Annotated in this window: 26 protein-coding genes and 1 pseudogene; 9 read left to right on the forward strand and 18 right to left on the reverse strand. The window is 50.4% G+C overall.

Annotated features, from left to right (window positions below):
- Window positions 1-116 precede the first annotated feature (116 nt).
- From B7E11_RS00850 to B7E11_RS00865, 4 genes are all read right to left on the reverse strand, one after another.
- A complete protein-coding gene (locus B7E11_RS00850; protein ID WP_080831767.1) occupies window positions 117-743 on the reverse strand; it encodes a spore coat protein in 627 nt (208 codons plus the stop codon).
- A gap of 68 nt (window positions 744-811) precedes the next feature.
- The gene (locus B7E11_RS30010; RefSeq protein WP_342744433.1) at window positions 812-1,300 is read right to left on the reverse strand and encodes a DUF1259 domain-containing protein; all 489 of its coding nucleotides are present in this window, start codon (window positions 1,298-1,300) and stop codon (window positions 812-814) included.
- A gap of 113 nt (window positions 1,301-1,413) precedes the next feature.
- Complete coding sequence (locus B7E11_RS00860; RefSeq protein ID WP_080831768.1) at window positions 1,414-2,265, reverse strand: SPFH domain-containing protein; 852 nt, start codon at window positions 2,263-2,265, stop codon at window positions 1,414-1,416.
- Between the two features lie 527 nt (window positions 2,266-2,792).
- Window positions 2,793-3,278 (reverse strand): C40 family peptidase, encoded by a 486-nt coding sequence (locus tag B7E11_RS00865; RefSeq protein ID WP_080831769.1) that lies wholly within the window; start codon window positions 3,276-3,278, stop codon window positions 2,793-2,795.
- 430 nt (window positions 3,279-3,708) lie between these two features.
- On the opposite strand from B7E11_RS00865, the gene B7E11_RS00870 reads away from it, so the two are divergent.
- Window positions 3,709-4,056 (forward strand): hypothetical protein, encoded by a 348-nt coding sequence (locus B7E11_RS00870; RefSeq protein ID WP_080831770.1) that lies wholly within the window; start codon window positions 3,709-3,711, stop codon window positions 4,054-4,056.
- 102 nt (window positions 4,057-4,158) lie between these two features.
- Here B7E11_RS00870 and ltrA read toward each other — a convergent pair whose 3' ends face one another.
- From ltrA to B7E11_RS00895, 4 genes are all read right to left on the reverse strand, one after another.
- Entirely contained in the window at window positions 4,159-5,577 is a 1,419-nt protein-coding gene (gene ltrA / locus B7E11_RS00875) for a group II intron reverse transcriptase/maturase (protein ID WP_080831771.1), read from the reverse strand.
- 384 nt (window positions 5,578-5,961) lie between these two features.
- Window positions 5,962-6,321, reverse strand: a complete 360-nt coding sequence (locus tag B7E11_RS29300) for a sortase family protein (RefSeq protein WP_080831772.1) — start codon at window positions 6,319-6,321, stop codon at window positions 5,962-5,964.
- Between the two features lie 110 nt (window positions 6,322-6,431).
- A complete protein-coding gene (locus B7E11_RS00890) occupies window positions 6,432-7,208 on the reverse strand; it encodes a hypothetical protein (RefSeq protein WP_080831773.1) in 777 nt (258 codons plus the stop codon).
- Between the two features lie 128 nt (window positions 7,209-7,336).
- Window positions 7,337-9,442, reverse strand: a complete 2,106-nt coding sequence (locus tag B7E11_RS00895) for a pectate lyase family protein (RefSeq protein ID WP_080831774.1) — start codon at window positions 9,440-9,442, stop codon at window positions 7,337-7,339.
- Between the two features lie 470 nt (window positions 9,443-9,912).
- On the opposite strand from B7E11_RS00895, the gene B7E11_RS00900 reads away from it, so the two are divergent.
- Window positions 9,913-11,133, forward strand: a complete 1,221-nt coding sequence (locus B7E11_RS00900) for an IS256 family transposase (protein ID WP_080831775.1) — start codon at window positions 9,913-9,915, stop codon at window positions 11,131-11,133.
- A gap of 117 nt (window positions 11,134-11,250) precedes the next feature.
- Here the strand turns inward: B7E11_RS00900 and B7E11_RS00905 are convergent, their stop codons facing one another.
- The 5 genes from B7E11_RS00905 to B7E11_RS00925 all read right to left on the reverse strand — a co-directional run bounded on the left by B7E11_RS00905 (window position 11,251) and on the right by B7E11_RS00925 (window position 15,168).
- Window positions 11,251-11,544 carry a helix-turn-helix transcriptional regulator gene (locus B7E11_RS00905; protein WP_080831776.1) on the reverse strand — a complete coding sequence of 98 codons (294 nt, stop codon included), beginning with the start codon at window positions 11,542-11,544 and terminating at the stop codon, window positions 11,251-11,253.
- Between the two features lie 7 nt (window positions 11,545-11,551).
- Window positions 11,552-11,815 (reverse strand): type II toxin-antitoxin system RelE/ParE family toxin, encoded by a 264-nt coding sequence (locus B7E11_RS00910; RefSeq protein WP_176220558.1) that lies wholly within the window; start codon window positions 11,813-11,815, stop codon window positions 11,552-11,554.
- A gap of 409 nt (window positions 11,816-12,224) precedes the next feature.
- Window positions 12,225-12,545 carry a nuclease domain-containing protein gene (locus tag B7E11_RS30015; RefSeq protein WP_240353222.1) on the reverse strand — a complete coding sequence of 107 codons (321 nt, stop codon included), beginning with the start codon at window positions 12,543-12,545 and terminating at the stop codon, window positions 12,225-12,227.
- A gap of 308 nt (window positions 12,546-12,853) precedes the next feature.
- Window positions 12,854-14,302, reverse strand: coding sequence for a transposase (locus B7E11_RS00920; protein ID WP_080831778.1), 1,449 nt, complete (start codon window positions 14,300-14,302; stop codon window positions 12,854-12,856).
- 317 nt (window positions 14,303-14,619) lie between these two features.
- Window positions 14,620-15,168: a TetR/AcrR family transcriptional regulator gene (locus B7E11_RS00925; protein WP_080831779.1), complete on the reverse strand. Its 549-nt coding sequence runs from the start codon at window positions 15,166-15,168 to the stop codon at window positions 14,620-14,622.
- A 729-nt stretch (window positions 15,169-15,897) separates the two neighbouring features.
- Between B7E11_RS00925 and B7E11_RS00935 the strand changes: the two genes are divergently transcribed.
- The 3 genes from B7E11_RS00935 to B7E11_RS28665 all read left to right on the forward strand — a co-directional run bounded on the left by B7E11_RS00935 (window position 15,898) and on the right by B7E11_RS28665 (window position 18,374).
- Entirely contained in the window at window positions 15,898-16,638 is a 741-nt protein-coding gene (locus B7E11_RS00935; RefSeq protein ID WP_245809588.1) for a transposase, read from the forward strand.
- A gap of 20 nt (window positions 16,639-16,658) precedes the next feature.
- Window positions 16,659-16,997, forward strand: a complete 339-nt coding sequence (locus B7E11_RS30020; protein ID WP_240353220.1) for a hypothetical protein — start codon at window positions 16,659-16,661, stop codon at window positions 16,995-16,997.
- Window positions 16,998-18,170: 1,173 nt separating this feature from the next.
- Window positions 18,171-18,374 carry a DUF5316 family protein gene (locus tag B7E11_RS28665; protein ID WP_139787023.1) on the forward strand — a complete coding sequence of 68 codons (204 nt, stop codon included), beginning with the start codon at window positions 18,171-18,173 and terminating at the stop codon, window positions 18,372-18,374.
- A gap of 34 nt (window positions 18,375-18,408) precedes the next feature.
- Here B7E11_RS28665 and B7E11_RS28670 read toward each other — a convergent pair whose 3' ends face one another.
- Window positions 18,409-19,167 (reverse strand): hypothetical protein, encoded by a 759-nt coding sequence (locus tag B7E11_RS28670; protein ID WP_139787024.1) that lies wholly within the window; start codon window positions 19,165-19,167, stop codon window positions 18,409-18,411.
- A 316-nt stretch (window positions 19,168-19,483) separates the two neighbouring features.
- Between B7E11_RS28670 and B7E11_RS00940 the strand changes: the two genes are divergently transcribed.
- Window positions 19,484-20,056 (forward strand): PadR family transcriptional regulator, encoded by a 573-nt coding sequence (locus tag B7E11_RS00940; RefSeq protein ID WP_080831780.1) that lies wholly within the window; start codon window positions 19,484-19,486, stop codon window positions 20,054-20,056.
- A complete protein-coding gene (locus tag B7E11_RS00945; protein WP_080831781.1) occupies window positions 20,040-21,020 on the forward strand; it encodes a BtrH N-terminal domain-containing protein in 981 nt (326 codons plus the stop codon). The genes B7E11_RS00940 and B7E11_RS00945 overlap by 17 nt, the downstream gene beginning before the upstream one ends.
- Here B7E11_RS00945 and B7E11_RS00950 read toward each other — a convergent pair.
- Window positions 21,009-21,923, reverse strand: a complete 915-nt coding sequence (locus tag B7E11_RS00950) for a LysR family transcriptional regulator (protein ID WP_080831782.1) — start codon at window positions 21,921-21,923, stop codon at window positions 21,009-21,011. The genes B7E11_RS00945 and B7E11_RS00950 overlap by 12 nt on opposite strands.
- Before the next feature lie 98 nt (window positions 21,924-22,021).
- On the opposite strand from B7E11_RS00950, the gene B7E11_RS00955 reads away from it, so the two are divergent.
- On the forward strand, window positions 22,022-22,906 hold the full coding sequence (locus B7E11_RS00955) for a DMT family transporter (protein ID WP_080831783.1): 885 nt from the start codon (window positions 22,022-22,024) through the stop codon (window positions 22,904-22,906).
- Between the two features lie 64 nt (window positions 22,907-22,970).
- Here the strand turns inward: B7E11_RS00955 and B7E11_RS00960 are convergent, their stop codons facing one another.
- From B7E11_RS00960 to B7E11_RS00970, 3 genes are all read right to left on the reverse strand, one after another.
- Window positions 22,971-24,179, reverse strand: coding sequence for an SEC-C metal-binding domain-containing protein (locus tag B7E11_RS00960; RefSeq protein WP_240353219.1), 1,209 nt, complete (start codon window positions 24,177-24,179; stop codon window positions 22,971-22,973).
- A 326-nt stretch (window positions 24,180-24,505) separates the two neighbouring features.
- Entirely contained in the window at window positions 24,506-24,916 is a 411-nt protein-coding gene (locus B7E11_RS00965; RefSeq protein WP_080831784.1) for a type II toxin-antitoxin system death-on-curing family toxin, read from the reverse strand.
- 1 nt (window position 24,917) lies between these two features.
- Entirely contained in the window at window positions 24,918-25,211 is a 294-nt protein-coding gene (locus tag B7E11_RS00970) for an AbrB/MazE/SpoVT family DNA-binding domain-containing protein (protein ID WP_080831785.1), read from the reverse strand.
- A gap of 300 nt (window positions 25,212-25,511) precedes the next feature.
- Between B7E11_RS00970 and B7E11_RS30025 the strand changes: the two are divergent.
- Window positions 25,512-25,646, forward strand: a pseudogene (locus B7E11_RS30025) (IS110 family transposase); the annotation flags it as partial.
- Between the last annotated feature and the right edge of the window lie 689 nt (window positions 25,647-26,335).

The following is a 26,335-nucleotide window of genomic DNA, read 5'->3' on the forward strand; positions in this document are numbered from 1 at the left end:
GTTGTCCATTTTTTGTTCCATTTGGCTGTTTCGCGGCTCTTCCCCCAACGCAAAGAAGCGCCTTAGCCGATTAACCGGAAAGGCGCAACGGAACTGGTGCCGCTCGCGATTTCGAATTACTGGTAAAGCTGGTCGCTGGCTCCCGCCGTCGGATTCGGATACTGAGCCGCAAATTGCTGGATTCGTTCTTGTTCCTCGGGTACGACCCGGTACATCGCCCCGATCTTCTGAATCGCGGCAGGGTTCGCCGGCTCCAACGGATAAAACCCTTTTTGAACCATGTACTGCCAAACGTCGTAGGCGTGGGAGCAGCTCATCATGAACGCCGTTTGGCAAAAAGACCGAATTTCCGGATTCGCCATCTCCATCGCAGCCCAAGCGTATTCGCGTCCGGCGCGTTTGAGCGTCAACAAATAGGCGGTTGCCATCTCGCGGTCGTCGAAATTTTGCACGGAAATTCTCGGCTGAACGGGCGGGTACTGATTGAAAGCCGAAGTCGTGAACTCGCCGAGCGTGCCGTTTTCCTTCAGAAGAGGAAGCTCCGTTTTGGCCCCCGTCGCCTCATTCAGAAACTCCACCTTCATATTGTAGTCGCGCACGTGAAGAGGAAAGTGCCTTTCGACGATTTTTTTCAGCTCCGGATCCGTAATATGGTCGATCATATAGGCCATGTTCGTAATGGAATTCACGCAGCTCATCGTCAGCTCGTTCAAATCGTGAAGTTCATGGGCAGCCAGCTTCATTTTACGCATATCTCCTTGCTTGCATGGGATTTTGGCATCCCGGTTATGATGCGGAAAGGCTTCTCTTTTTATCCTCCAAGGCCCGTTCTTTCGGCCAATGTCCCGATGGAGGGCGGCTTCGGAAAAGGTCTTACGGCCGGCTTCGAAAACCTTTCAGCAGGACAAGCAAAGCCTCCTCGGCCTCGTTCATCGCAGTCTCCGCATCCGGATGCTCCGCAATCCAATTCTTGATCGCTCCGGAGAGACAATGCGTCAAGGCGTCGATCGATACCGCCGAGCTGCCGCGAAATGAAGGGATTGATTTCCTCCGTCAAAATGACGGTTTCGCCCAGGCAAAGCGCCCGCCCGTCTCTCCCGACGCTTTCAAAGGAAAAAGCTTGCGGAATCGCCAAAAACGAACGGGTTTTCTTGCCCAGAATCGTCGCCTTGATATTGTTGCGAACCGCGGAAGCGGTGCAAACGCCGTTGATGACCTGCGGCTGCGCCTGGAGGATCGCCGCGAACTGACGGAAAAGCGGACTTGGAGTTAAGGCCATCAAATGAATCCCTCCACACATTGAATAAAAATCTATCCTATGTTATGGAGGGGGACTGCCTTTCGGAAGAGCCATTTATACTTGTCCGAAAACCTATTTTTGAGCCTCGACGAAGAAGATTCGACTCTAGCGAATCATCCTCTCAGCGATTGCCCGCAATTCGGACAAAAGTTTGACCCTTCGTTTTTCGCGCCGCAGTTCGGGCAGAAATTGGGCCTTGCGGCTCCATCGGAGGAGGGAGCGGCGGAAGCCGCAGCCTTTTCGGCCGCCGGCCGGGCATTCGGAGGAGGAACGGCCGGGGTGCCCTGCATATTTTTCAGCATTTCGCCCGCCATGTTCATCCCCATCGCCATGCCCGCCATATCCGCGGCGGCGCCTCCGCCCCGCACGCGAACCGAAGCGATGCCGTCCGTCATGCTTACCTGCTGGTACCTGGACAAATTCCCGATCATTTCGTGGGAAGCCGCCTTCGTGATCATCTCCTGAATTTCTTTCGGGTAGCTGAAGCTCATCACCTGGAAGCCCGTAATCGCCATCCCTTTGTCCATGACCTGCATGTCCAGGTCTTCCCGGATGCCTCGGGCGATATCGGCGGCGTTCGCCTGCAAATTGAACATATCCTTGCCTTCCTTGCTTATCCACTTCATAAGCAGCTGGTCGAGCGCGGACGTGATCAGGATTTTCATCTCTCCCACGAGGTAACTTTCCTTGATGCCGGCGATTTTGTCGATGAACGTCACGTAGTCGTTGACCTTGAAATTGAACGTGCCGTTGGCGCGAATCGGCATGCCGCTGTTAAAACCGAACTTGAACCCTCTCAGGGTCGACAGAAACGGAACGATGTCCGACTCGATCGAATAGGTGCCTTCGTCCTTGAAAATTCCCTCGATTTTGCCGTTTTGGATGAAAATCGCGTCCTGGTCGGCGCGGATCACCAATTTGCTCCCTTTTTTGATCTCCCGGTTGTTCCATTTCCAGAAAATCATATCGTCCCTGATGGATATTGCCGGTCTGACGGATATTGTCGGCTATGTCGTGGAGCAGGACGAAACATTGAAGGACGGAGAAACATTGGCTTCACGGAGGAGCAGAAGCTGCCGATTTCGAGGTCGGAGGGCGTCGGCGTGGGCGAGGCGAGTTTGAAGATCGGGTTTTAAACCGCTTCCCGGAACCAGGGGCCTTGCGGAGCATCCGGCGGACGAGGGCTTCTAGCTTGTTGGGGTTGCTTGTTGGTACGCTTGTTGGGTGCTAGGTGAGCTTCTTGACGGGCTTCTTAGCGGACTTCTTGGGGTTTAACGAAGCTTCGTTGATTTTTGTCCAATCAGGCGAGGCCTTTTCGGACCATCGTCCTTAATTCTTCGTTGCTCGTTGGATAAAATCCACTTTAGCTAGCGGTTTCCCCGCCTTCCCGCCAATCGCACCGCGCGCAGCTTCCGGCACGCGGTGCGGCGTATTTTACCAGGGATCGACCGACTACCCTATTTCCGCATTCGCACGTCGGCGAAAATCGTCATCAATAGTGGCGCGCCGTAATATATCGGCTGCTCCAATAACCGGTATTCAAGCTGGAGATGCCGACGCCTTTGCTGGGCGAATTGTGGATGAATTGCCCGTTTCCTATGTAGATTCCGACATGGTTGATTTGACCCGGCGTATTCACGCTGAACATGACCAGATCCCCGATGGCAAGATGCGCCTTGCTGGCAACCGGAAGCCCCCATCTTGCTTGCGCCTTGGAGCCCCACGGAATGCTCATGCCGTTTTTCTTGAACACGTATTGGGTGAAGGATGAGCAATCGAAAACCAGGCTCGAAGGATTCCGTACGCCGAACTTGTAGGAGACCTTGCCGATGTAAGACTTGGCGATGCTTACGGTGCGGTGCCCGTTCGTCGCATAGATTTCCTGCGCGGAAGCCGTCTGCGCCGGCAACGCAAAGGCCGCGGCGGAAGAGAAGAGAACCGTCAGGGCGAGGGAGGAGGCGGCAACTATTTTTTTCATTAAAAATTTTTCATCCTTTCCCCTATGTTAGTATAATTGGGTGCACTTGGAGTATAGCACGCCGGCAATCCAAATTACTTTAGTAGATTAATGGGTATAAAGTTGATATTATCCTAGCGGCAATAGCCGTACTTCCGCGGGCCCCGCTCGTCCTGCCTTCTATGAAATAAAGCCGGCTCCTTTCGCCCCGAAACTGCAGGCGATAAAGAAGCCGATCGATATCCGGATCCGAGGCGAAAATAAGCGGGATCCGGGCCGCGGTCCAAGCGCCGGTTTTTTCGGCGTCTGCAGGATCATAAATCGGTTTCCCGTTTGTAAAATCGCGGGCACCTTGGGCTCAAACCCAAACATAACCTATTTCGGATAGATCCAATAAGGAGAAGATGACCCATGTATTCGTACGATTACCGTCCGCCCGGTTACGAGTCCTATGGATATCCCCGATCCGAGCTTCCCGACAGAGCGTTCGGCTTTCCGATCGGCCAGCAACAATTGGGTTGAATGGCGCGAACAAGAAGACGGCTGGACCGGGGTATGGCGCAGGCTGGGAAACAGCAACATTTTCGATGCCAGGTGGACGATGCCCGGGGCGCAGGATATTACGGCCGTACTGACGATCAACATTTTCGACAGCAACGTCCAGGTTTTGCGCCGGAACAGCAGCGACGGAAACGACTGCAACTACACCGGCACCATTGCCGCGGATGGCCGTACGGTTACGGGGACTTATTTATGTACCCGAGGCGGAGGGTCCTGGAGAGCCACGATCACGTTTTAGGCGGGCCAAAATTTTGGAATCGGGTAGGAGGCTACTCATTAGTTGAGTAGCCGACCTCCCACACCACCGTACGTACCGTTCGGTATACGGCGGTTCCTAAGTTTACATTCGAACAGACTTGAAATACGCTGAGAAGGTTGTGTAACCGGCTTTCTCCAGAAGTATGTCGGTTACAGTCGTGTGCAGGATTGGGCTTTTGGCTGTTCGCCAATAGCCTTTTCTTGTACTCGCGAACTTGAAGGCGGTGTTGTGGTCGTTTCCGAGTTTACGTAGCATGGCATATCGGGTTCGTACGCGTTTCCAACGTTTCCAAATGTACATGCGTATTCTTCTTCTGAGCCATTGATCGGTTACCTTAAGCAGGCTCTTCATATCCGCGAGTTTGAAGTAATTCAACCATCCCGTTATGAATTGTTTCAGCTTTAATTTCAGCTCGTCATATCCAAACCCTTTGCTTCTTGCCGTGAGCTCTTTTATTCTCGCTTTCATTTTGCTGATGCTCTTGGCGTGGGTACGTAATTTAATTCCGTCCTTGGACGGATAGAATCCGTAGCCCAGAAATTTGATCTTTCCGATGTAGGCCACCACTGTCTTCTCTAGGTTCACCCGAAGTCGCAATTTTCCTTCGATGAATGGCAGAATGTGTTCCAGCATCCGCGCCGCTGACCTTTTCGTCCTTGCGAAAAGGAGCATATCGTCCGCATATCTGACGAACTTGATTCTTCTGCGCTCCAGTTCGCGGTCCAACTCGTTCAGCATGATGTTACTGCACAGGGGACTAATATTGCCGCCCTGTACAAGTCCCAGCTCTGTCTCCTCGAATTTCCCCTTGTTGATCGCGCCTGCCGCCAGATATTTGTGGATCAGCGATACGACTCTGCCGTCTTTAATCGTTCTGGACAGCAGTTCGATCATCTTCGCTTGATTGACTGTGTCGAAGAATTTCTCCAAATCCATGTCTACGACATAGGTGTATCCTTCGTTTGCGTAGGCCTTACATTTCCTTAAGGCATCGTGCGCGCTTCTCTTGGGTCTGAATCCATAGCTGGTTTCAGCAAATTGGGGTTCGAAGATGGGTTGTAGCACCTGTGCCACGGCTTGCTGCAGCATTCTGTCCACTGCGGTCGGTATGCCCAGCGTTCGCATCTTCCCGTTGTCCTTGGGGATCTCCACCCTGCGGACCGGATTTGGACGATATTTTCCGTCCAGAACAAGCTTTACGAGTTCATCTCCGTTGTCTTTGAGATATTGTAGCAATTCCTCTACTTCCATCCCATCGACGCCGTGTGCGCCTTTGTTCCTCTTCACTTGCTTGTAGGCATTGTTCAGATTCTCCCGGCTCAAGATTTGCTCTAGTAGCTTGTCCCCTCGGCTGTTGGTGTTGGTGTTGTTGTTTTCAGTTATCCGCTTGTCGGTAAGCGCTCCCGCATACCCTTCGTGTTCCGCACTATCTCTTTGCGGGCAGCCCTTGCTACAGCAAGGTATTCTGCTTTCTTTTGTCCCGACTTTGGTAACTTTCATTGACTAACACCTCCTTAGGTTCAACCCTTCATAACGCTTGTCGCGTTACTAATATGGTCTCTGCTGACTTCTCACGATAAATCTTGTTTCAACCGCATCTCGCTCATCTGCTTCATGCGTCCGTGAGACCTCCCACGGTAAGACGCGTCGCTTTCATCCCATGTACCCGCCGTATTTACATCCTCGTGTCCGTGCAGTTTATTGGATTTTGTCTTGTTTAGCAGACTCGTCCCACTTTGGATGCCTGATGCGATTCGTGTTCCTCGGGTCGGGACTTTGCCTCCAGCTTCCTTCAGATTCCACCTCGCGATGGACACCCTTGCTCTTGGCTAATGGTTGGCAACTGCCAGCCCCCATAGCGGACTTTCACCGCCTAGCTGCGCGTCATGCGTGGCGCACTAAAAAAGCCCCCTCAGACCGGCATCGGTCCGAGGGGGTGTCGAAGGGATAGCACGCGGTGACGACGAGAACTTCCTCGCCCATCGAACGAATGACCGAAGTATCGTCTTTATCGACGATTTCCGTACTCGTAATTTCGTATATCCAGCAGCTCGTTGCTCGAAACCGCGTTCCATAATGGGACACTTGCGAAGTCATCGAACCGGAGATTTCCGTCTGCAGCGTTCGGATTCCCCAGTTATAGATGACGACCGCCAACGTATACAGCGGCAATAGAATGCAGATGAAGGATAAAATAAGCCGATTAAGCGCGACCCGCTTCCACGGATTCCGAATCAATTTCACGATGAGCGCCTCCCGTGACCGTCACAGTCTTCGTCAAATTATAACACCCGAATAGCCGTGACCGTCAAACAGGCTATATTTCCTTCCGTGGAGGCGCACCTTTCGTCATTTCATCTACCGATCCTGTCGGCCAATCGCCGTATTTCTTCGCTCAGCCTGCGGTTGACGGGATACACTTCTTCCAGGTAACTCAAAATGCAAAGCGCCGATTCGGGGACACGATCGTATCCCTGTATCATGCTTCCTGCAATGGCCGCAAAACGGGGGTATCGTCTTTCCAGGCGCCTGTCATTGCCGAAGGGGTCGGGAAAGCCGTCCGCCTCTTCCTCCAGCAGGTGCAGCACGGAAAGGATGCTGTCCACGGCATACCCTTGAACGAATCTCGTCGCGGACAGCTTCTCTCCCCTGGCATAACGGCAAAGTCCCACATATAGATTGGTCAGCGCTTCATTCAGGGGATGATCAAGGGAATCGTTTCTGATGCTAGGCATATTCCGGGATGATTTTGCTATTCCCGTATTCGCGTACGAAGGAGCCTTCCAAACGACTCGGCCTTCGGCGTAAGAACTATTCTCCAGCTCCCATTCCTCGAACACCGCGTATTCCCCGTAAATGCCGTCCTCGAACAGAATTTTGCAACCGACGCTCGTATTCTTGAAAGAGTAGGCCAAGGGGCGAACTTCTTCCAGCCAGTCCAAACGGTCGATAAATCTGTTCTTCTGTCCGGGCTCTACGATGATGAAGAAATCCAGATCCGAATGCTCATCCAATCGCTCTCTTTCGACGCCGACGGACCCAAGTCCCAACAAAGCCAGAGCTCCTCCTTCCCGCTCAAGGGATTTGCCGATTTCGTCCAGCCGCTGAAGCAACAGTTCCTCTTTTTTCATCCTATGAATCCTCCTCCGGTTTTTTGGAATGCAAAAAAGGGTCCAACCCCCTTTTCAGCGAGGTTGAACCCGAAGGTACATGGCCTTTATGTTGTTAGCCTAAACGATATCAGGGCTTCCTGTTGCTGTCAAGCGTATGCCAATTCCATGTAAAACAGATTTGCCACATTGTCTTTTGTAAGGGTATGCGCGCCCGGCGCGAGAGGTACGCTGACGATGCCGTTCGTCATCGGGTAACTAGTTCCGTCGATCTTGATTTTGGTTCCGTCCGCCGAATTGAACACCAAGGTTAAGGTCGAAGCCTGGGCCGTCGTAAACTCAATGCGGGTCGAGCTCTCGATTTTCAAACATTGCGTCAGGGTGAGTCCGTTATAGACCACCGTGCCCTTCGTTGTGGAAAGACTTCCTTGAATATCGAAAAAGTCGCTTGCCGTTCCGTCCGTCGTAAAGTTATGGACGTATTGTCCGGCCGGCGGAGTCGAAGTGGGCGTCGGCTCAGGACTCTCCGTCGGATTCGGGGATTCCGTCGGGTCTGTCGGGTCCGTCGAATTTCCTCCTACGGACACGAGTTGCGTGGCGTAGCTCTTGATTTTAGCCATCAGTGCCGCATTCACCGCAGACGAGGCGTCATCGACCGAATCGTTGAATTCCCATGCGAAGTCTCCGTTATTCAGCCGCCCGGCTTCCGCCGTCACGATTTGCTTGACATCGCTTACAGGATCAATATCGGACACGTCTACTCCCGTATCGATGCCGCTCGTGTCGAAATTGTTATAGGCTGTTCCGCCCACCAGGGTTTTGTAAGAGCTTGGCACGGTTTCATTTCTCGACGAAGCCAGGTAAGCATCGAACGAGGTCGCATGAGCCGGAGCCGTTCCCGCATTGGAATTGGCATAAATCAGGCTTTCGGCATCCGTAATGATATTGTTGAATGCTTTAATCATGCCTCCGTCTTCGCCCGAGAACGTCCCGTCCCCCAAAGCATCCGTACCTTGCAAGGAACTCATCATTGGATTCGGGGCATGTCGGAAATCATTCGATTCTACAAAGGCCGAACCTCCCGTCGTCACGCCGACGCCGTATTTGGAGATGCCGTCAAAAAAGTTATTGTAAATATGAACGGAAGCCAACCGGATGCGCGGATGACGCGAGTCCGAATGATCGAACCAGTTATGATGGAAGGTCACAAAAAACTCCGACGATTCGCTCAAGCCGACGAGAGAAGCTTTCCCGGAGTCCCAGTAGTGGTTGTAAGATATAGTAATGAAAGTCGATCCTTTTTTAAGATCCGTGGAGCCGTCGCCTTTCGCTTGGTCCGCATCTCCTCCGGCGGTTCCATAGAAAAGATCGTTGTGATGCACCCAAACGTTCACATTGCCGGTATCCATGGAGATGCCATCGTCGGGGAATAACATCAAGCCCAGGTTTCTTACTTCCACATTGCCGACATATCGGAGAAGCAGTCCCCAACCGTAAGCATAAGCGTCTTCGCCGATTCCTTCGATCGTTATGTTCATTTCCGAATAATTGTTTTTGCCTTTGATTTGAAGATATCCGCTGCTATTCAACTGCCCGTTCATGTCGTCGTCCGTAATTTTCCCGATCAGTCGGATGGCGAGCGGCGTTGTGTCGTAGCCCTTTTGCCTGAGTTCCAAAATTTCGCCAAGACCGACGCCTGTTTGCGTACTTCCCGAGCTATTGATTTTCACGTCAAGCGTTACGGTTTGCGCCGTGTCGGCTGTGATATAAAGAACTTGAGCTCCGTTCTTAAGCGTTCCGTTATCCTGGTATGCGCCTGAACCCGTGCCATAGGGGGAATCTGCCGAAAAAGCGAATCCGGATCTGTCATAGGCCGCTACGGACAGCGTGTCGGAAACGGCGCTTGCCGTTGAGCCTCCAGGCAGGAGAGCTTCAACCTTCATCACATAATTTCCGGCGGCAAGGCCTACGGCATCGGCTCTCCAATAGGAAGGGTATTTTCGGATCAATTCGTCATCGAGTTGTCGATATTGGGAGTCTGCGGCGCCTGCGGGCTTAACATATACATTGTAGCCCTCCGCGTTGCTTACGGGCGACCATTCCACATAGGCCGTTTCGTTCCAGCCTCCGCTGTCGGTGATCGCCAGATTGGCAGCATGCACGACCGCGCTTGCCCCCCAGTTGCCTGCGATTAAAGCGATTACAAGAGAACACGCCAATAAAATGCCGGATCCGTTTGCCACTCTTTTCTTCATCAGTTTTCCCTCCCGAGCGTAATTGTAGTGCGGAAACCTTTGAGACCGCTTACAAAAATGCTGCTGCGAAGTTTCTCCGTTCACCTCCCCCTATTTATGACAAGAATGAACTGCATTTCCAGAATATCAGCCGTGAAAGCGGTTCCGAAACAATCATTAGTTCACATCTCCCGCATCCCGCGGCGATTATGAACTAATGATTATAGGGCAGGGAAATGACACGTTTTGGAAAAAAGGTTACGGAGCGCGCAAGGGCCTGCTCGTCAGGATAAAACGTACGCTTTTTGAGATTTCTATACCATTCGTAGTGGCAACGCGAAGGGCGCAGACGGAAGGAGACAGAGGACAGAGGAGGGGAAAGAACTACAGGGAGAATGGCTGGGTCGGTGACGATCGCCGAGTCTGTAAAATACTTTGTGTAAACTCTCAAACCTACTAAAATGAAATCATGGAGAGGTTGGGGAGCACACATGGGATTATGGACGAAAGAGCAGCTGCGGAGTTTCATCAAGGAGAATAATCTGGTCACCGCACAGGATGCGCAGAATGCGCTAAAGGACCTGTTTGCCGAAACGCTGCAAGAAATGCTAGAGGCCGAAATGGATACGCACCTGGGCTATAGCAAGCATGACGTGCAGAACAAGCAGACGAAGAACAGTCGCAACGGTAAGAGCAAGAAAATCGTCACTAGCGAGTACGGCGACCAGGAGATTGCCGTGCCACGGGATCGCCTGGGCGAGTTCGAGCCGCTCGTGGTGAAGAAGCATCAGTCCAACGTGACGGGGATCGAGGATCAGATCGTCGCCCTGTACGCCAAAGGCGTCAGCACGCGGGAGATCCAGGACCATCTGCAGAATCTCTATGGTTTGGAGGTCTCGCCAACCTTTATTTCCAATGTCACGAATAAGATCATTCCGCTCATCAAAGAGTGGCAGAATCGGCCGTTGCAGGGCGTATACGCGGTCGTCTTCCTGGACGCCATCCACTTCAAGGTGAAGCAAGACGGGGCGATCGTGAACAAAGCTGCCTACATGGTCATTGGGATCGACATGGACGGCAACAAGGACGTGCTGGGCATGTGGATCGGCGAGAACGAGTCCGCGAAGTTCTGGCTGAGCGTCTTGAACGATCTTAAGAATCGCGGCGTTCAGGACATCCTTATCACCTGTGTCGACAACCTCACGGGCTTCTCCCAGGCGATCTCTGCCTGTTATCCGAAGACGGAGATTCAGAAGTGCATCATCCACCAGATCCGCAACTCCACGCGCTACGTCTCCTACAAGGATCTGAAGAAGGTGACGGCCGATCTGAAGCCCATCTACAAGGCTGCTACGGAGGAAATGGCTCTGCTGGAACTCGACCGCTTTGAGGAGACGTGGGGCGCCAAGTATCCCCTTATTGTCCGCTCATGGCGCAGCAATTGGGACGAACTCGCCACCTTCTTCAAGTATCCGCCTGAGCTTCGTAAGCTCATCTACACGACGAACATGATTGAGAGCTATCATCGCCAATTGCGAAAAGTCACCAAAGGGAAAAGCATCTTCCCAAGCGACGAGGCGCTACTGAAGATGCTGTACTTAGTCACGATGGACGTCACCCGCAAATGGACCGGTCGTGTTCAAAACTGGGGACAGATGCTCCTGCAGCTCTCCGTCTTCTTTCCGGACCGGATCGGCCAGCACTTACCTTGAGGAGGCTAATCTCCCCTTCGGAGAGATGCCTATAAAAGAGTTTACACAAAATTATTGACAGACCCCGATCGCCGAATACTAAAATTTCTTATTTAGTGACTCAATATTCTTTAGCCTTTAGCCGATGCTTGCAGCCGCAGCTTCCTCCGTACCGTGCAAAGTTAGCTTCATGCCCAATGCGATCGCTATTTTTAACACGGTGTCTAGCCGAGGCACGACTCCCCCGTTTTCGATACGAGCGATGGATTCTTGATGCAAACCCACTTTATCGGCTAATTCCTTTTGCGTCCATCCTAACTCTACGCGTCTTTGATGAATAGCATTCACCAATTGTGCCACAGCTTCGAGCTCATTCATCCTTACGGGATCGATGGATTTCAATTCTTTTTTTTTCTCGCTCCAGCTCTTCATTCTGGAATCACTCCTTTTGTTTTCTTGACAACCAGCTTTGCATTCTCTTTTCAGCTATTGCAATCTCTCTTGGTGGCGTCTTTTGTGTTGTTTTGATAAACTGGTGCAACAGTACAAAGTGGTTTCCGTTCCATCCCATGAATAAAATCCGATTATATCCTGGCCGAAGCTCCCAGATATCACCTGAGATCCGTTTGGTGAACTTTTCACCTGCGCGTGTCCCCTTCTCTTCTAAACGATTCAAGCAATAAACAATCTGTTCTAATTGCACTCGTGCATTCTTATTAGCCCTTATACTCGTTTATTAATCTAATTATAACATATAGATCATATAATCGGATGCTCTCTTATGTCAGGTTCCCCTATCATCCCGCACCAACCGAATCCCCACTACGCCGCTCGCCAAATCCACCTGTTCATGATCCAGCTCGACGGCTACGCGTCCGATTCGCCGCTGCTCGCGCCATTGCTTGATGTCCTCCTCCGTCTCGAGCCGAAGCTCCGCGATCTCCGCGGCCCGGTCGAAGATGTACTTCGACGTATAGAGCAGCCTGTAAATCCCTTGCCTTGATAAAGCGCCACATATTCTAACTGTGTTAATCGTTTATGATCCGAAATATTCGCAAACGGCACGTGATAAAACCTGAACCGAAGCGCATCCTCCAATTGCGATGCGTTTCTCAGGGAACCGACGAGCATGTTTTTCCCCTCGAACTTGTTCCGGTAATACTCAGGGGTTCCCCGAGGACGAGTGGATCGCTCGTAAGCTTTCTCGGGACTGTCATGATGATTTCATCCAGGAACGCTTCCATCAGCTTCGTCGAATTCGGCGAAAAAGGAAACGCCCCGACGTTCACCAGCTCGATGCTTTTGTAGAATTTGTGCTCGCGGAACTTCTCCTCGTCGTGATACGGGAACAGCACGTAAGCCCCGAACATGCTGCGCTCCAGCTCTCCCCGGTTTCCGTCTTCGTACACGATTGCGTCCCGATACCGGTGCATCGTGTTGATGTCCGACTCCTCCGGCCCCGGAAGCCCATAAACCCGATGGTACGGCGGCTTAAGGCTCAGAGAGTAGTAACAGCAACTTGAATTATGACTAATTAATGTTCTAAGAAAAAATATGATAAAATCATAAATATGCCATTAAAATTATTGAAATGTTCTTTTGTGAAAATGAAGGAGGTGAAGTGTGAAAATCTTCAAGCTTGTGTTGACGTTGTTGTTGATTTTATTGGTTATAGTATTTGTGTATTATCGATATTTACTCACAAGTACAATTATTATTGCAACTCTAGAAGTCCGGTGATTTAGGTCAGTTGTAACCGTCTCTTCGGCATAAAAAAAGAGGAAAACAACCCAACCAGCGCCGAAATGAGCAGGTCCGACACTGCCTCCATCATCACGGATTTCGGTTTTGGACATGCCAAAACACCGGTTTGTGGTCGCTTTTTCTTAAACCGGCACAGTCTTTTCAGATTTTGAACGATGGCCGTGAGCACCGCCTGCTCTTGCATGCAGTCCAATCCACGGCTCCGTGCGCGGCCCAGGCCATGCGCGACTTTGCTTTCGGCAAACACATGCTCGCACCGCGTCCGCAACTTTTGCAGATGACGGTAAGAACCCATAAGCTGAATTCGTTTGGCTTTGTTTCGAATTTGGATTTCCCGGATTTTGGCCAGCCGTTTGCGTTGTTTCTCCGGATCGTTCGTTTGACGTTTCCAAGCAGGTACATCTTCCAGTGTCAGGTTGCGAAGCGAAACCAGGGGAACAATCCCTTGCTCGAACAACGCTTGCAGATAATCTGTCGTACCGTAGGCTTTATCGGCAGAAAGCGTCCGAATCCGGATTTGCGGATGGGCAAAACGGATCGCGAAGAGCTGCCGCAAGCTCGTTTCACGCTCAGCCGTTCCGGACGCGATGCTCGCTTGCGTAGACAGAATGACGCCGGATTTGATATCCGTCACATCATGCACCAAATACCGCAAATGCGCTTCCTGACCGTTGCTCTTTTTGTACAAGCGGGCATCCGGATCCGTTACGCTGCGGTGGGTCTTGGTCGAGAAAGTTTTGCCATGAAAATCTTCATGCGTCGCTTCGTCTTCCAGCAGCCGCTCTTTTTGCGCGGGCGGTGCGGGCGGCTGTCGGTCATCATCGGAATCATGGGCGACACCACCGGTCTCTTCATCTTGCCGGGCCATGCGAGCCAAATAGTCTTCAATCGACTCCACCGGGGCCAGGGTGATTTCTTTCAAGCTGTGAATGGATGCGTTGGCCCGTACCTGGGTGCCGTCGACGCCGACATGCACATCGGGTTGGACCAGTCCCGCGGCGATGCACTGATCGACGACATGTTTCATCAGCTTCTCAAAAACACCGTGCGTTCGCCACAATTTCCGGGTCTTCACCAAGGTCGTCCGATCCGGCAGGGACGGCCGCGATGAGTCCGGGCGCACGACGGATTCGAAATCCAGTCCGCAAAACCACAAATAGCCCGCATGCATGGGCAACAGTTGATACAATTCCCGTTCGGAATGGTTGAACAAATACGAAAGCAGCATCAGTCGAACCATCCGCTCCGGGTCAGCCGCCGGGCGGCCGGTACGTTCCGTATATAGAGGCGCCACCCAATCATGAACGATGGAAAAATCAAGCGCTTCGTTCAGTTGGCGCAGGATGTGCTTTTTCGGCACGAGTTCATCCATATCCACGAATTGGAACATCTGAGGCTGGATAGCCGATGACTTGCGGGCTTTCATACCTAATCACTCTTTCGATAGTCGTGTTACGATATTAATTCGACAAAACCGTGATAAAAGCCTGCTTACGCGGACTTTATCACCGGACTTCTAGAGGAAAAAATTGAGACGCCTAAAAATCATATTATTAAAATCAGATCCGAAGACAACAGAGTTGTACAAATAAAGGTTCCAGAAATTGTGTGGCCTTTTTTGGTTGAGGGTTCAGAATATAGTATTAAATATAAGCAAAATGAATTAAGATCTCCTTTTCTAACTGGGATAACTCCAATTGATAAGAAATAAATAAACTGCGGCTGTAAGTAACAGTGGGAGAATTAAGATGTGGCATCCCCCCCAATAATCCCGGCAAGCTCCCCCGGACTCTGCCGGCAACCGGAAGAAATCCAATACGTCAGCACGCTCCACAACCCTCCGGATGTATAGGCGAGTCTAACGGCGAATTCCTCTTCATCTGGAGCAGCTGCTTGATCGTTCAGCCACAAGACATTCGAAAACTGATGCAGGTAATGAATATACAGAGTAAAAACGATATGGATCAATTGATTTTTGCTCAGCAATAACAGCAACCAAGCATGCTTTTCCCAAAATGTAAAATAGGCCGTGACGACGGTTTTGAAATCATCATGAACGTGTGCCTGCATCTCTTTTACGAACTCCTCCATCATGCCGGCGATAGAAAAGGACAGAACATCCTCAATGGTTTCAAAGTTGCGATAAAACGTTCTTCTGGCAATTTGCGCACGTTCGCATAATCGGGTAACCGTGATCTCTTTATATTCTTCTTCTCGCAAAAGTTCGACAAGCCCTTGCGCAAGCATCCTTTTTGAGAGAATGGCTGAAGGATGCGTTTGGCCTTTTCTCATCTGTGTCCTCCTGTCCCCGGTTCGCCTGCGGATTCTGTCACAAAAACGAAGCGAATGTAGCACTTGTCCGGAAAGGATTGTACCGTCCTATTCGCGGCTCTATACTTCTACATGATTGCACAATTGTGACACAATGCAAGAGCTTAAAGCGCAAAGGGAGGCACCACTGGAAATGGATCACGCAAAATCGAAGACGCCATTACAACGAGCAAAGGCACCCTGGCATCTTTACCTCGCAGGAATATTCTTTTTCTTCCTTTATGCGAACGGGATTTACGATTACTTTATGACGCTCGGGCATAACGATGCCTATTACAGCTCCAAAAACTACGGAGAGGAAGTCTATACGTATTTCACGGATTACCTATTTTGCCTCTCGTCTTCTGGACCCTGAATGTTTTTTCCGGTCTGATGGCACCGATTTTGCTTCACATCCGTTCCCGCTGGGCCGTGCAGGTCGCGCTTGTTTCGTCCGTTTCGATTTTGGCGCTAGAGCTTATTACGTTTGCCTTTATGGATCGCTGGAATATCCTTGGCCCCTGGATTTCGCTTTTTGATATCGGAATCCTCATCCTGACGTTTGGGTTGTTCTTCTATTGCAGGGTCATGACCAGGCGCGGCGTATTGAAATAATCTATTTTAAAACTACGACAGCATAATTAACTAACAGGATTTTCCTGGAGGATGTCGAATACATAAGGGACACAAAATAAGTTGGAGTGTGCCCTTATGCTTTCGAAAAATCGCCTCGGCGCCGCGCCGAAAATCTATTTCCGACCCGAGTTGACTAACTGCCCGCATTGCGGGGTCAAGCTTAAGCGATCCCATACCGCCTGGAACAAAAAAATCACTACACTAACTGGTGTTATTCATGCCTGGAGCATGGCCTACATGTGTCCTAATGCAAGCTGCGTTCACACAGGCGTAGCCTATAAATCAGCGGAAGCCGAAATGCTGAGCATGAAGTATTCTTCTTATGGCTACGATGTGCTCGGCCTCGTTGGGGAGTTGCGTTTTAAGCAGCACCGCACGTGTAAAGAGATTGCAGAGTTGCTAAACGAGCGCGGGATTGTAGCTAGTGAGCGATATGCGCAAACACTCTATGAACGCTATCAAACCCTGCTGGCGGCCAGTCTTGACGAGCATGTAAGACAAAGCTTGGCGGAAACCACGGCACAAAATGGCGGCATCATTCTCTCCATGGACGGCGTCCAGCCGGAAAAAGGAAATGAGATGCACTATGTCATTCGAGAGGTGTTCAGTGGCACAGTTTTGGCGGCTCAGAACATGAAAAGCGGAGCCGCTGGCGAATTACGCAGCCTCATCGAGCCAATTATTGAGTTGGGCTTCCCCGTCGTCGGAATCGTCAGTGACGGACAAGTTTCCATTCGTCAGGCATTCGAAACGCTTCTGCCGGATGTGCCGTATCCCAGTACCACTACCTTAAAGATATTGCCAAACCTGTTGTAGATGCGGATCGCAAACTCAAGATGGAGCTAAAGAAGAGCATGCGCGGCTTGCGGGAAGTCGAAAGGAAGATCGAGCAAGTTGAGAAGAATGCCGTGGAAGCTGCTCAAGCAAACGAAGGCGTAGCCACAGACACTTCATGTGTTAGGGCGGAAACCATTGCAAGCGAAGCGCAGGTTGCAAAAGGTTATGTCGCTGCGGTTCGCGCTCTGCTTCTGGAGGACGGGGAACCGCCGCTCAAATTGCCCGGGATGCTTATTTATGAACGAGCTCAAGCCATACAGGCGTCGCTTGCGCGGTGCTTGACTAAAAAAAGAGCCTCATCTCCTCCAAGGTCTGGTCAGAATTTTCAGCAAACTTGATGAGCAGGCTACCAGATATGCGTCTGTCGTTCGCTGGGCTACACCGCTAGCCCATATCGCGGCTACCTTGGCGCCAGACGAAGACAAGACGAGCGAAACGGTTGAGTGGGAAATGACCCAATTGCTCGGGTGGCTGAACAGACTTACATCGATGAACAGGATGCCCCTATGGTGACCACTGTACTACTACTCTCGCGGCTTCTGGAAGGGACTGTTCACTAGTTACGATCACTACCACATCCCTCGTACGAACAACGATCTGGAACAGTTTTTCCGCCGAATGAAGGCTGTTCATCGCCGAATTACTGGGCTACGCAATTGGAACAGCTACATTGTGCGTAATGGAGAAATGATTGTACTTGTAGACGATGCACTTCGACAAAAACACATCATCGCCCGTTTAAGAACGGTGGGCTATGAAAAATATGCAACGCGCAAAGCACGATGGGACCGGCGGCTATCCGAAAGCGTTCAGCGTAGAAGATTTAACCGCCAGCCCATCGCTTTTCTAGAGAAACTGGAGGCACAATGGGATCAAATTATGTGAGTTAGTTAATTGTGCCGTCGTAGTTTAAAAAAGGAAAGGCTGCCGTTAGGCAACCTCTTCCTCGACCTTCCGTTGCCTTGGGTTTAAACCAAGCTCAGCTCGCGCTTTCCGTTCCGGCGCCCGGTTCAAATCGGGTTCCGTTCGTTTCATCCATTCCTCTACTCCGCAGTGCCCTTCCGCAAGCTGCTCCTTGCTCTCCGGTTGCCGGGGGAAGTAATGCGACGAAGCCGGGACGCGGATCCGAACGGCGGAAAGCTTCCGAGTTCGAATACGGTCCTGCCGATCCCACCTTTCCCCCACGTCGGCCAGTGGGAATCCAGCCTTCGCTCGATTTAATCCGCTTCATTGCCTGGACCACGGCCTCTTACGCATAAAGGTGCCAGCTTCTCTTCCGGCATTCTCCCGTATTTTTGCTGTTATCTGTCTAATTCCGTTACTAAGCCTAAATCACAACATCGAACAAAATGGGGAATGATCCGGATCCTCACGTCAATCATCTTTACTCTTCTCAAATTTTTAACAATGAGCTAATATAATCATTGTATGGATTAAACATGTTATTATGGTTTTGGTATTTATTTAATGTTATTAAAAGTATTATTTTAAAAATTTTAAGGGGGTATACGATGGATTGGTTATTGTATGTCGGAATTATTTTTCTGTTTATCTCCGGGATTCTGATTGGTGCATGGACTACAGGTACTCAACAGAGAGGAAATTACTATTCGGAAAATCAAAATGAACGAAAGCTTAAAAGAAAATTGGCCGCAATCACAGCACTTATTTCCTTACTTGCATTTATTATTTACGGTTGTTTTTATTTATTATAAAAAACCCAGCCCATATTTAGGCCGGGGTGGATCATCAAGCTACCAGATTGGATAAATGTAGTTCCCATTCAGAACTTGTCCCTCGTTTTATTGTAACCCATGAGTTTGTACCGAAAATCATATACGATTGCCAAACCGGAACCCAGTTTGAAGGAGCGGTATAAGAATAGGTATCACTAGTAGGGTAAAGGAATCCTGATGATTGGTTAGCAAATCCCCCTTCTTTTGTTGTTCCCGTTGCTCCATAATTCACTTTTCTGTCAGATAATACGTAAGATGAGTCATGACGTTCCCAACCTCCACTAACAGAAGTTAATTTATACAAATATAGATTTCCGTCAATACTTCTATCATAGTTTACTGTGGAATAAGCTCTTACTCCTCCTGCGGTGTCCCATCTAGATTCACTTTTGCTTCCTTCTGCTAAAGGTGCAACGATACCTTCATCTTCGTCTTCATCAGAAACAATTGTCAATGTCACGACCTTATAACTTTCAATAATTTTATCGCCCTTTTTCACGGCACGCAATTTCTGTGTTGTTTCAAGCTGTTCAACAGTGCCGACGCCCTCAACATTAGAAACTCTGTTTTTTAAAATTCCAATAGATCTATCGATTATATCAGCATCTGTAATACCTTTTCTTGCGCGTTCATACAATAAACTCAAATTTGTGATTTCCTCTGCTTCGAAAATGACCTGTTCTTCGATAACATCTGCCGATGCAAGGCTACCAGTTAAGGAGAATGAAAGAATAAACGACATTAGAACAGGAACAAATCTTCTTATCACCATATAAATTACCTCCATTAAATTTTTTTATTATATCAGAACAATTAATTCAATTTAATCAATAGAAATGGAAATAATCACGACCATACTACTATTCATTCGACAGTATTCATCTTATAGGCACAGAAATGTTAGAAATTAAACCATCCGGACTTTTAACGAATACGTCCGCCAAATCTTCCGCTCTGAACACCTTGCTCCGTTGCAACTCAAGCTTAGTGGCCAACTGCATTCTCCAATAAATCCGGTTCGGCATTGACCTTTTTATTCCACTAGTGTTATATTACATATGTGAAATATAAAATGAAGGAGCCCCACCATGCACCCGATCTCGAATGTCGAATTCATGCTGCTGCAAATGATCGCGGAAGGCGGTCAAACTTCGGGGTACGATATCAAGAAGCTGGTCGATCGGCGAGGCTATCGGGAATGGGCGAATATCGGCACGACTTCGATCTACGGAGGACTGAAGAAGCTGAGCGACAAAGGCTGGATCGCGCCCGAGGATTCCGACGAAAAATCCGGCAAGGGGCCGATGCCGACCCGCTTCGCCCTCACCGAAGCCGGCAGGATCAAGCTGAAACATGAAATCCTCGACAGCCTGTCGTCAACGCGGGAACGCGACAACCGCTTCGATCTCGGCCTGGCCGCTTTGCCCTTCATCGGGAAGGACGAAGCGATCGCCGCTTTGCGGAAACGGCTGGACTTTCTTCATGGCGCTTCAATCAAAGTAAGGCGGAAGTTCGAATCGCAAGGCGGCGCTCGATTGCCGCTGAACGTAAGGGCGCTGTTCTTGCATCCGATAAGCCTGATCGAGAGCGAGACAGCGTTCGTTGACCGTCTAATTCAAGAATTGTCGGAGGAGACAGGGGACGATGGCCAAAATCATTGAAGGTTTCGTACCGTACCGAGGCGAACATTGCGAAACGACCGCCCTGGGCAACCTGCTGCAATTTGCGGGAATCCGACTGTCGGAACCGATGCTGTTCGGACTCGGGCAGGGGCTCGGCTTCATTTACTGGGACTCCAAGGGAATGGACTTTCCGTTCATCGGCGGAAGGGTGAAGCCGGATGTATTGACAGCCAACCTGGCCAGCGCGCTGGGTTTGACCGTCCGAACTCAGGAAACGTCGTCCGTCGGCGTAGCGTGGCAAAACGTGCGGCGCTGCATCGATCGCGGAATTCCGGTCGGCCTGAAGCTGGATTCCTATTACTTGGACTATTTTACGAACAAAGTGCACTTTGCCGGCCACTATGCGGTCTTATACGGCATGGATGACGAATACGCCTACATGGCGGACACCGGACAGCAGGGCGGACAGGTGAAAACGAGCCTCGCAAGCCTGGCCGCGGCCCGGAACGCAAAGGGACCCATGAGTTCGCGGAATCGTTCGTTTTCGCTCGATCCGATCAACGCTTTGCCTCCGCTCGTTCCCGCGATACGCGAATCCTTGACCAGGAACGCGCATGATTATTTGAACCCGCCCATTCGCAATGTCGGGAACAAAGGCGTTGTCAAAATGAGCCGCGAAATCCTGAAATGGCCTTCCCGCAGCCGCAATTTCGAACATGATTTAGGCCTGGCCGCTTTGCTGATGGAGCGGGCGGGAACCGGCGGCGCTTTGTTCCGGAATCTGTACCGGGACTTCCTGAAGGAATGCGCCGAGCGCTTGGAAGACCCGAAAATCGGACAAGCTTACCGTATGTTTGCGGAAATCGCTCCGATGTGGACCCGTGTCTCCGCCTCGATCGAACGTGCGGGAAAAACGGGCAGCCACGAGGAGCTGCAGCAGGCATCAAGGCTTCTGCTCGAGATTGCGGATAAAGAGCGAACGGCCATGGAGTTATTGTTGTGAAACCAGACCTGCCGGGTCCGAGACGGGCATGCCGTGCGGAGGGAACAAGCCGAGCGCGGTCCGGATAAAAAGCTTGACGGCGTGGGAGGATTCGGCGATGGAAGGCACCGCGAGCCGAATGTCACGAAACGCTTCCGGCTCCAGCTCGCGCTTGACCAGCCCGGGAGGGAGCGCCTTCAGCGCCAGCTCGGACAGAATCGGAAAGCCGAGGCCTTCTTCCGCCATGCGGAGAGCCATGCTGACGCTTTGAACGATGTACTTCGTTTGCAAGCGGGCTGACGCCCGTTCGAACAGGTCGATGATCGGCGGCTCGTATCCGGCTTTGCACGTAATGAACGGCTCCTTGGCCAACTGTTTGACGGGGATGACGGACAGGTCGCTTAACGGATGATCCGCTCGCAGCACGGCGTACATTTTCTCCCGATAGAGCGGAATCGTCTCCCAGTCGCCATCCGGCGGAATCAGGAACGCGACGTCGATTACCCTCGTCTCCAGCCAGCTCCTCAGCTCGTCGATGTTCCCTTCGTGCAGCTCGAACTCGATGCCCGGATGCTTCTTGGCGATGGCGCCGATGATCCGGGGCAGGAAGTGAGCCCCGGCCACGGGAAAAGCCCCGACGCGAATTGTACCGACCTGAAGCCCCTTTTCGTCGGCGACGACTTGCTCCACCTTGGCGAATGTGCCGAGAATTTCGCGGAACAGCACGAGAATGCGCTTGCCCGCATCGGTCAATTGCACGCCGCTGCGGCGATCGCGCAGAAGCAGCGGAACGTCCAGCTCCGCTTCCAGCGAAGAAATCGCGCGGCTAACCGCCGGCTGCGTCATATTCAGGTCAAGGCCCGCTTTCGTAAAGCTTCCTGTCTCTGCGATCTTGACGAAAAGCTTGATCTGCGTGTTAGTCATAACGTAAACGCTATGCCTCCTATAAGAAACATTCATTTTCATCATGTTAAAAAATAGTGTATCATTCGGGTTGACCCTTTCACAAGGAGAGACCTCTTATGTCAGAAGCTGCTCTATCCCGCAAACAAACTTTTTTCTATTTATTCTTCCTTATCCTGATGTGGGGGATAAACTGGCCTTTGTCCAAATACGCGCTGGAATTCACGCCGCCGCTGCTGTTCGCCGGCCTTCGGACGCTGATCGGCGGAGTTCTGCTCATCGCCGTCGCGCTGCCGCGCTGGAGGAAGCTTCGGCTTCGGGAGACATGGCCGTATTATTTGTTCTCGGCCTTCCTGAGCATCGTTTTCTACTACGGCTTCCAGACCGTCGGCCTGCAATACATGCCCGCCGGCTTGTTCTCGGCCATCGTGTTTCTGCAGCCGGTGCTGCTCGGATTGTTTGCCTGGATGTGGCTGGGAGAGCGAATGTACGCCCGGAAAATGATCGGCCTGCTGCTCGGCTTCGCGGGAGTGGCCGCGATGAGCATCGGCGGGCTGGAGGGGGGAATCTCGCTCATCGGCATCCTGCTCGCTTTGGCATCCGCGCTCAGCTGGGCGCTCGGAACCGTCTATATCAAGCGGCAAGCGGCCAAGGTCGACTCGCTGTGGATGACGGCCATGCAGGTCACGATCGGCGGCGTCGTCATGACGGCGTACGGCTCGACCGTGGAGAGCTGGTCGGAAATCCGGTGGACCGGTCCGTTCGTCTACGATACGCTGTTCATTTCCGTCTTCGTCATCGCGCTCGGCTGGCTCGTCTACTTCAAGCTGATCGGCTCGGGCGAGGCGACGAAGGTCGGGTCGTTCACGTTCCTGATCCCGGTCGTCTCCATCGTCTGCAGCGTTTTGTTCCTCGACGAGCAGTTGACGCTGAACCTGCTCGCGGGAATGGCGCTCATCGTCGCCAGCATCCTGCTTGTGAACGCGAGGCCGAAAGTTGGTTGACCCGGAAATATTTTACTTGGATATCCCTCTAATTCGCATCTCCATAGGTTCTATTAGTATCCATTTACGCGCCGCAACATTTCTTGTACTTCTTCCCGCTTCCGCAAGGACAAGGATCGTTGCGTCCTGCTTTATTCGGGTTAGTATAAGGTGTGCCTAGGCTACCTTGAAGTCTAGGGCTGGCAAACATCCGATCCACTTCTTTCTCACGCTTGGCCAGCCGCGCTTCTTCCCTATCAAGCTCCTTCTTCCATTGCGGCAATGAAGGATGCGGTGTGTTTGAAATTATGCAGTAAGCATAAATCGACTGTGTGAGGTTCATCAGTCCACGTTCGTAATCTCCTTCCACCATCTCCTGGACTAGCGGAAGGCCCTTGCTTGAGCCCAGCTCACATAGACCATTCGCCAAGTTGGTCGCATAGGTTAGATGCCGCTCTTCCGGCAATAGCGTCAGCAATGCCTCTTCCGAGGCGGGCAGCTTGATTTTACCGAACACATCGGAAGCATATAACCGGAAATATTCCCCGTTAGCAGCAAAATACCGATCGGCCAGCGTCGTCACAACCGAAGTTGTCCCGATATGAATAAGCGCCTCTACGGCCTTCTCTGGAAGCCAATCATCCTCCGCTCCCAAAAAGTTGCACAGAAAAGGAATGGCCGCTTCCAGCTTCATTGCACCCGCCAGCTGAACAAAATACGGGGTTTCATAGCTTAAGTCGTCCGGATTATAGGCATCCAGCTTCTGAAGTATAGCATCGGGATCCATACACGTCCGACGGGACAGCTCATACACGATTTCGTCACCATACGTTGTGTCAAACTCATTTACATATTTATCGGTGGTTTGCTCAATAAACAATTGGAAGGTACTCACGAGTTCCTGATCGTCCATCATCGAAAGATTACGCTTTTGCTGCACCCGATTTTTCCAAAGCGGATCTTTCTCGACGAACTCCACAAAGGGGTCCAACAACTGGGGATCGCTATGATGCAACATCTTTTTCAAATGGAATTTCGTATTATTATCGTATGTCGGCGAAAGACACAAGGCCAACAACCCGCGAATCGTCTCTTCGGTTTGCGGGAACTTATATCCATGGAACAAATGAATGGATCTGGCGTGCTTAGATTGCTTCAGTTTTTCTAGCAATAACGGCATTAAAGCAGGTTCATTTTCGTATAAAAAGCTGTCTTCAAAGTACTTTAGAGCGGTATTGCTTACAGTATACTCAGGATGCAGGATATAACTCTTTACTTGTTCAGGATGGAACATAGGTACCTTCCCCTTCTCATCTAAAGTCGTCATTTTGCTAGATTCTCTGAGCCGACAGCAACTGCGGCAGGATTTTCATAAAAGTTCATTATGGTTATATAACTTCCAATCAAATTATTTATCCAAATTAAATATTTATCCCTATTTGTCTTAAATCAATTTTAGCGTATTAATGATCAATTTAGTTTTCCTGCAAATAGTATAGCAAAAATCCACAACCTAAAGCGGTTGTGGATTTACATGGTGGAGGCGAGGGGATTTGAACCCCTGTCCGAAGATAACGCCACATACGCTTCTACGGGTGTAGTCATAGTTTTGATATCCCCTTAAGAACTCCCCGAGAAATCATTTTCAGTAGAATGTTCTTCTAGAAGATGAGCGATAGCCTCCAATTTATATACTCCTTGTGCAATATCGACTATAAATTCCACTGCATATTTACGTTCCATCCCTAGTTGGTATCCATTCATCATCAGGAATGACTTTGCAACAAGATACGCTGTCCGCTTATTGCCATTATGAAAACAATGATTTTTGACCAGAGAATCCAACAATGCTGCAGCCTTGTCAAATAAGGTTGGATAAGCGTCTTCTCCAAATACGCTTTGCTGCGGTCTATGTACCGCAGATTCCAGCAGGCCGTGGTCCTTCACGCCCGCCTGCTCTGCGTCATTCATTCTTCTCATGATAAAATAGTGTGCTGCGATAATTTCTTCTTTGGTCAGGAAGATCGTCATATCATCGATCCCTTAGATCCTCAAGAATTCCCTCATCCTCTTCAAATACATCAAAGAAAGCTTCCAAAACTTCAGGACGAACATTATCGGGCAGTTTACTTTGTCGTGCTTTTCTCAACAACACTTCGCCTCGATCGTTTTCGATGAATTCGATCTCATCCCCTTGCGAAATATTTAACTTCGCAGCAAGGCTTTTGGGCAAACTTACTCCCAAACTGTTCCCCATCCGTCCTATTTTGCGGGAATAACGAGTCTCCTGCCGTTTATCATTCGTCAATTTGACCACACCATTCATTTTATATTCTCCTCTCTATAGTATGATCAGCACACGATTAGTTATACCTTTGTAACAGTCATAACTTTTATAACGTATATACATTTTAACAAATCTTCCTGTAGATATAAAGCAAAAATCCCAACCTCGCGGCGGCCCAAGACGGAAAAATAAAGTCTTAGACGCCCATGCCGATAGCGCGGCACCATCAGATGATGAAAATGGTAGTCATGCGATATAATTTCCTTGCACTCACGCCGCCATGGAAAGTACAGAACCTTACTGGAAACCGATCTGGAGCTTGAGGAGATTTAGGTATTTGTCGTAAACGCCCAGCACATCAAGAATGTTCCGGGCCGCAAAACCGACGTAAAAGATGCGGAATGGATCGCCGGACTGCTTCGCCACGGTCTATTGAATGGCAGTTACATCCCAAACCGCGAGCTGAGAGAATTGATCCGGTATCGTCGCTGTCCCATTGAACTAACGTTTCCCGTTTGCGTAATGACCTGGCATATGTGATACGGTTTTCATTTCAAGAAGAAGCCATCTTTGCTCGTTTTTACAAGTCATAATGTACTCCGGTTAACTTCTCGGATAGTAACCAAAGTTTTTCCGCAAGCTGCGTGTCCAATGCCTTTTTGGGGAAATCTACAAACTTCGGTTTCTTAGCCTTTAGTGGATTCATTCCTAGCCCTACGTAATGATCTCCGGTGACTGTCGAATCCGTCGCCGCAATAAGTGATGGCCAAGATGATTGATCAGGAGAAGTTCCGAATATTTTCATTAATAGCAGTCCGAATGCTTGGGTTCCCTTCGGTGCGTTTCTCCCGATGCCTGTAGGACTTGTACCAGGATGTACTGCTATAGAAGTGATACCTTTCTTCCTCGCACGTCGATTTAATTCTCGGGCAAACAGAATGTTTGAAAGTTTCGAGCGATTGTATGTAAGCGTCAAACTCTCCCCACCTTCGTTCCTTGCAATAACCGTGAGATAATCCTCCTCATAGTCCAATTGGGGGAGGATTTTTTATGGCCAGAGAAGACGTACAGAAGAAATGGGAAGAACGAATTGCCGCTTTCCGTTCCAGTGGAGAAAAAGCAGCAAGATGGTGCAAAGCCAATCAGGTGGATCGTCGCGGGCT

Origin of the sequence: Cohnella massiliensis (genome assembly GCF_900169535.1) — a bacterium.
GTDB lineage: Bacteria > Bacillota > Bacilli > Paenibacillales > Paenibacillaceae > Cohnella > Cohnella algarum.

Excerpts from the sequence above, each read along its gene's own strand:
- B7E11_RS00850 (WP_080831767.1), bottom strand. The coding sequence starts at position 743 with ATGAAGCTGGCTGCCCATGAACTTCACGATTTGAACGAGCTGACGATG.
- B7E11_RS30010 (WP_342744433.1), bottom strand. The coding sequence starts at position 1,300 with ATGTGTGGAGGGATTCATTTGATGGCCTTAACTCCAAGTCCGCTTTTC.
- B7E11_RS00860 (WP_080831768.1), bottom strand. The coding sequence starts at position 2,265 with ATGATTTTCTGGAAATGGAACAACCGGGAGATCAAAAAAGGGAGCAAA.
- B7E11_RS00865 (WP_080831769.1), bottom strand. The coding sequence starts at position 3,278 with ATGAAAAAAATAGTTGCCGCCTCCTCCCTCGCCCTGACGGTTCTCTTC.
- B7E11_RS00870 (WP_080831770.1), top strand. The coding sequence starts at position 3,709 with ATGGATATCCCCGATCCGAGCTTCCCGACAGAGCGTTCGGCTTTCCGA.
- ltrA (WP_080831771.1), bottom strand. The coding sequence starts at position 5,577 with ATGAAAGTTACCAAAGTCGGGACAAAAGAAAGCAGAATACCTTGCTGT.
- B7E11_RS00890 (WP_080831773.1), bottom strand. The coding sequence starts at position 7,208 with ATGAAAAAAGAGGAACTGTTGCTTCAGCGGCTGGACGAAATCGGCAAA.
- B7E11_RS00895 (WP_080831774.1), bottom strand. The coding sequence starts at position 9,442 with ATGAAGAAAAGAGTGGCAAACGGATCCGGCATTTTATTGGCGTGTTCT.
- B7E11_RS00900 (WP_080831775.1), top strand. The coding sequence starts at position 9,913 with ATGGGATTATGGACGAAAGAGCAGCTGCGGAGTTTCATCAAGGAGAAT.
- B7E11_RS00905 (WP_080831776.1), bottom strand. The coding sequence starts at position 11,544 with ATGAAGAGCTGGAGCGAGAAAAAAAAAGAATTGAAATCCATCGATCCC.
- B7E11_RS30015 (WP_240353222.1), bottom strand. The coding sequence starts at position 12,545 with ATGCACCGGTATCGGGACGCAATCGTGTACGAAGACGGAAACCGGGGA.
- B7E11_RS00920 (WP_080831778.1), bottom strand. The coding sequence starts at position 14,302 with ATGAAAGCCCGCAAGTCATCGGCTATCCAGCCTCAGATGTTCCAATTC.
- B7E11_RS00925 (WP_080831779.1), bottom strand. The coding sequence starts at position 15,168 with ATGAGAAAAGGCCAAACGCATCCTTCAGCCATTCTCTCAAAAAGGATG.
- B7E11_RS00935 (WP_245809588.1), top strand. The coding sequence starts at position 15,898 with ATGCTTTCGAAAAATCGCCTCGGCGCCGCGCCGAAAATCTATTTCCGA.
- B7E11_RS30020 (WP_240353220.1), top strand. The coding sequence starts at position 16,659 with ATGGAGCTAAAGAAGAGCATGCGCGGCTTGCGGGAAGTCGAAAGGAAG.
- B7E11_RS28665 (WP_139787023.1), top strand. The coding sequence starts at position 18,171 with ATGGATTGGTTATTGTATGTCGGAATTATTTTTCTGTTTATCTCCGGG.
- B7E11_RS28670 (WP_139787024.1), bottom strand. The coding sequence starts at position 19,167 with ATGGTGATAAGAAGATTTGTTCCTGTTCTAATGTCGTTTATTCTTTCA.
- B7E11_RS00940 (WP_080831780.1), top strand. The coding sequence starts at position 19,484 with ATGCACCCGATCTCGAATGTCGAATTCATGCTGCTGCAAATGATCGCG.
- B7E11_RS00945 (WP_080831781.1), top strand. The coding sequence starts at position 20,040 with ATGGCCAAAATCATTGAAGGTTTCGTACCGTACCGAGGCGAACATTGC.
- B7E11_RS00950 (WP_080831782.1), bottom strand. The coding sequence starts at position 21,923 with ATGACTAACACGCAGATCAAGCTTTTCGTCAAGATCGCAGAGACAGGA.
- B7E11_RS00955 (WP_080831783.1), top strand. The coding sequence starts at position 22,022 with ATGTCAGAAGCTGCTCTATCCCGCAAACAAACTTTTTTCTATTTATTC.
- B7E11_RS00960 (WP_240353219.1), bottom strand. The coding sequence starts at position 24,179 with ATGTTCCATCCTGAACAAGTAAAGAGTTATATCCTGCATCCTGAGTAT.
- B7E11_RS00965 (WP_080831784.1), bottom strand. The coding sequence starts at position 24,916 with ATGACGATCTTCCTGACCAAAGAAGAAATTATCGCAGCACACTATTTT.
- B7E11_RS00970 (WP_080831785.1), bottom strand. The coding sequence starts at position 25,211 with ATGAATGGTGTGGTCAAATTGACGAATGATAAACGGCAGGAGACTCGT.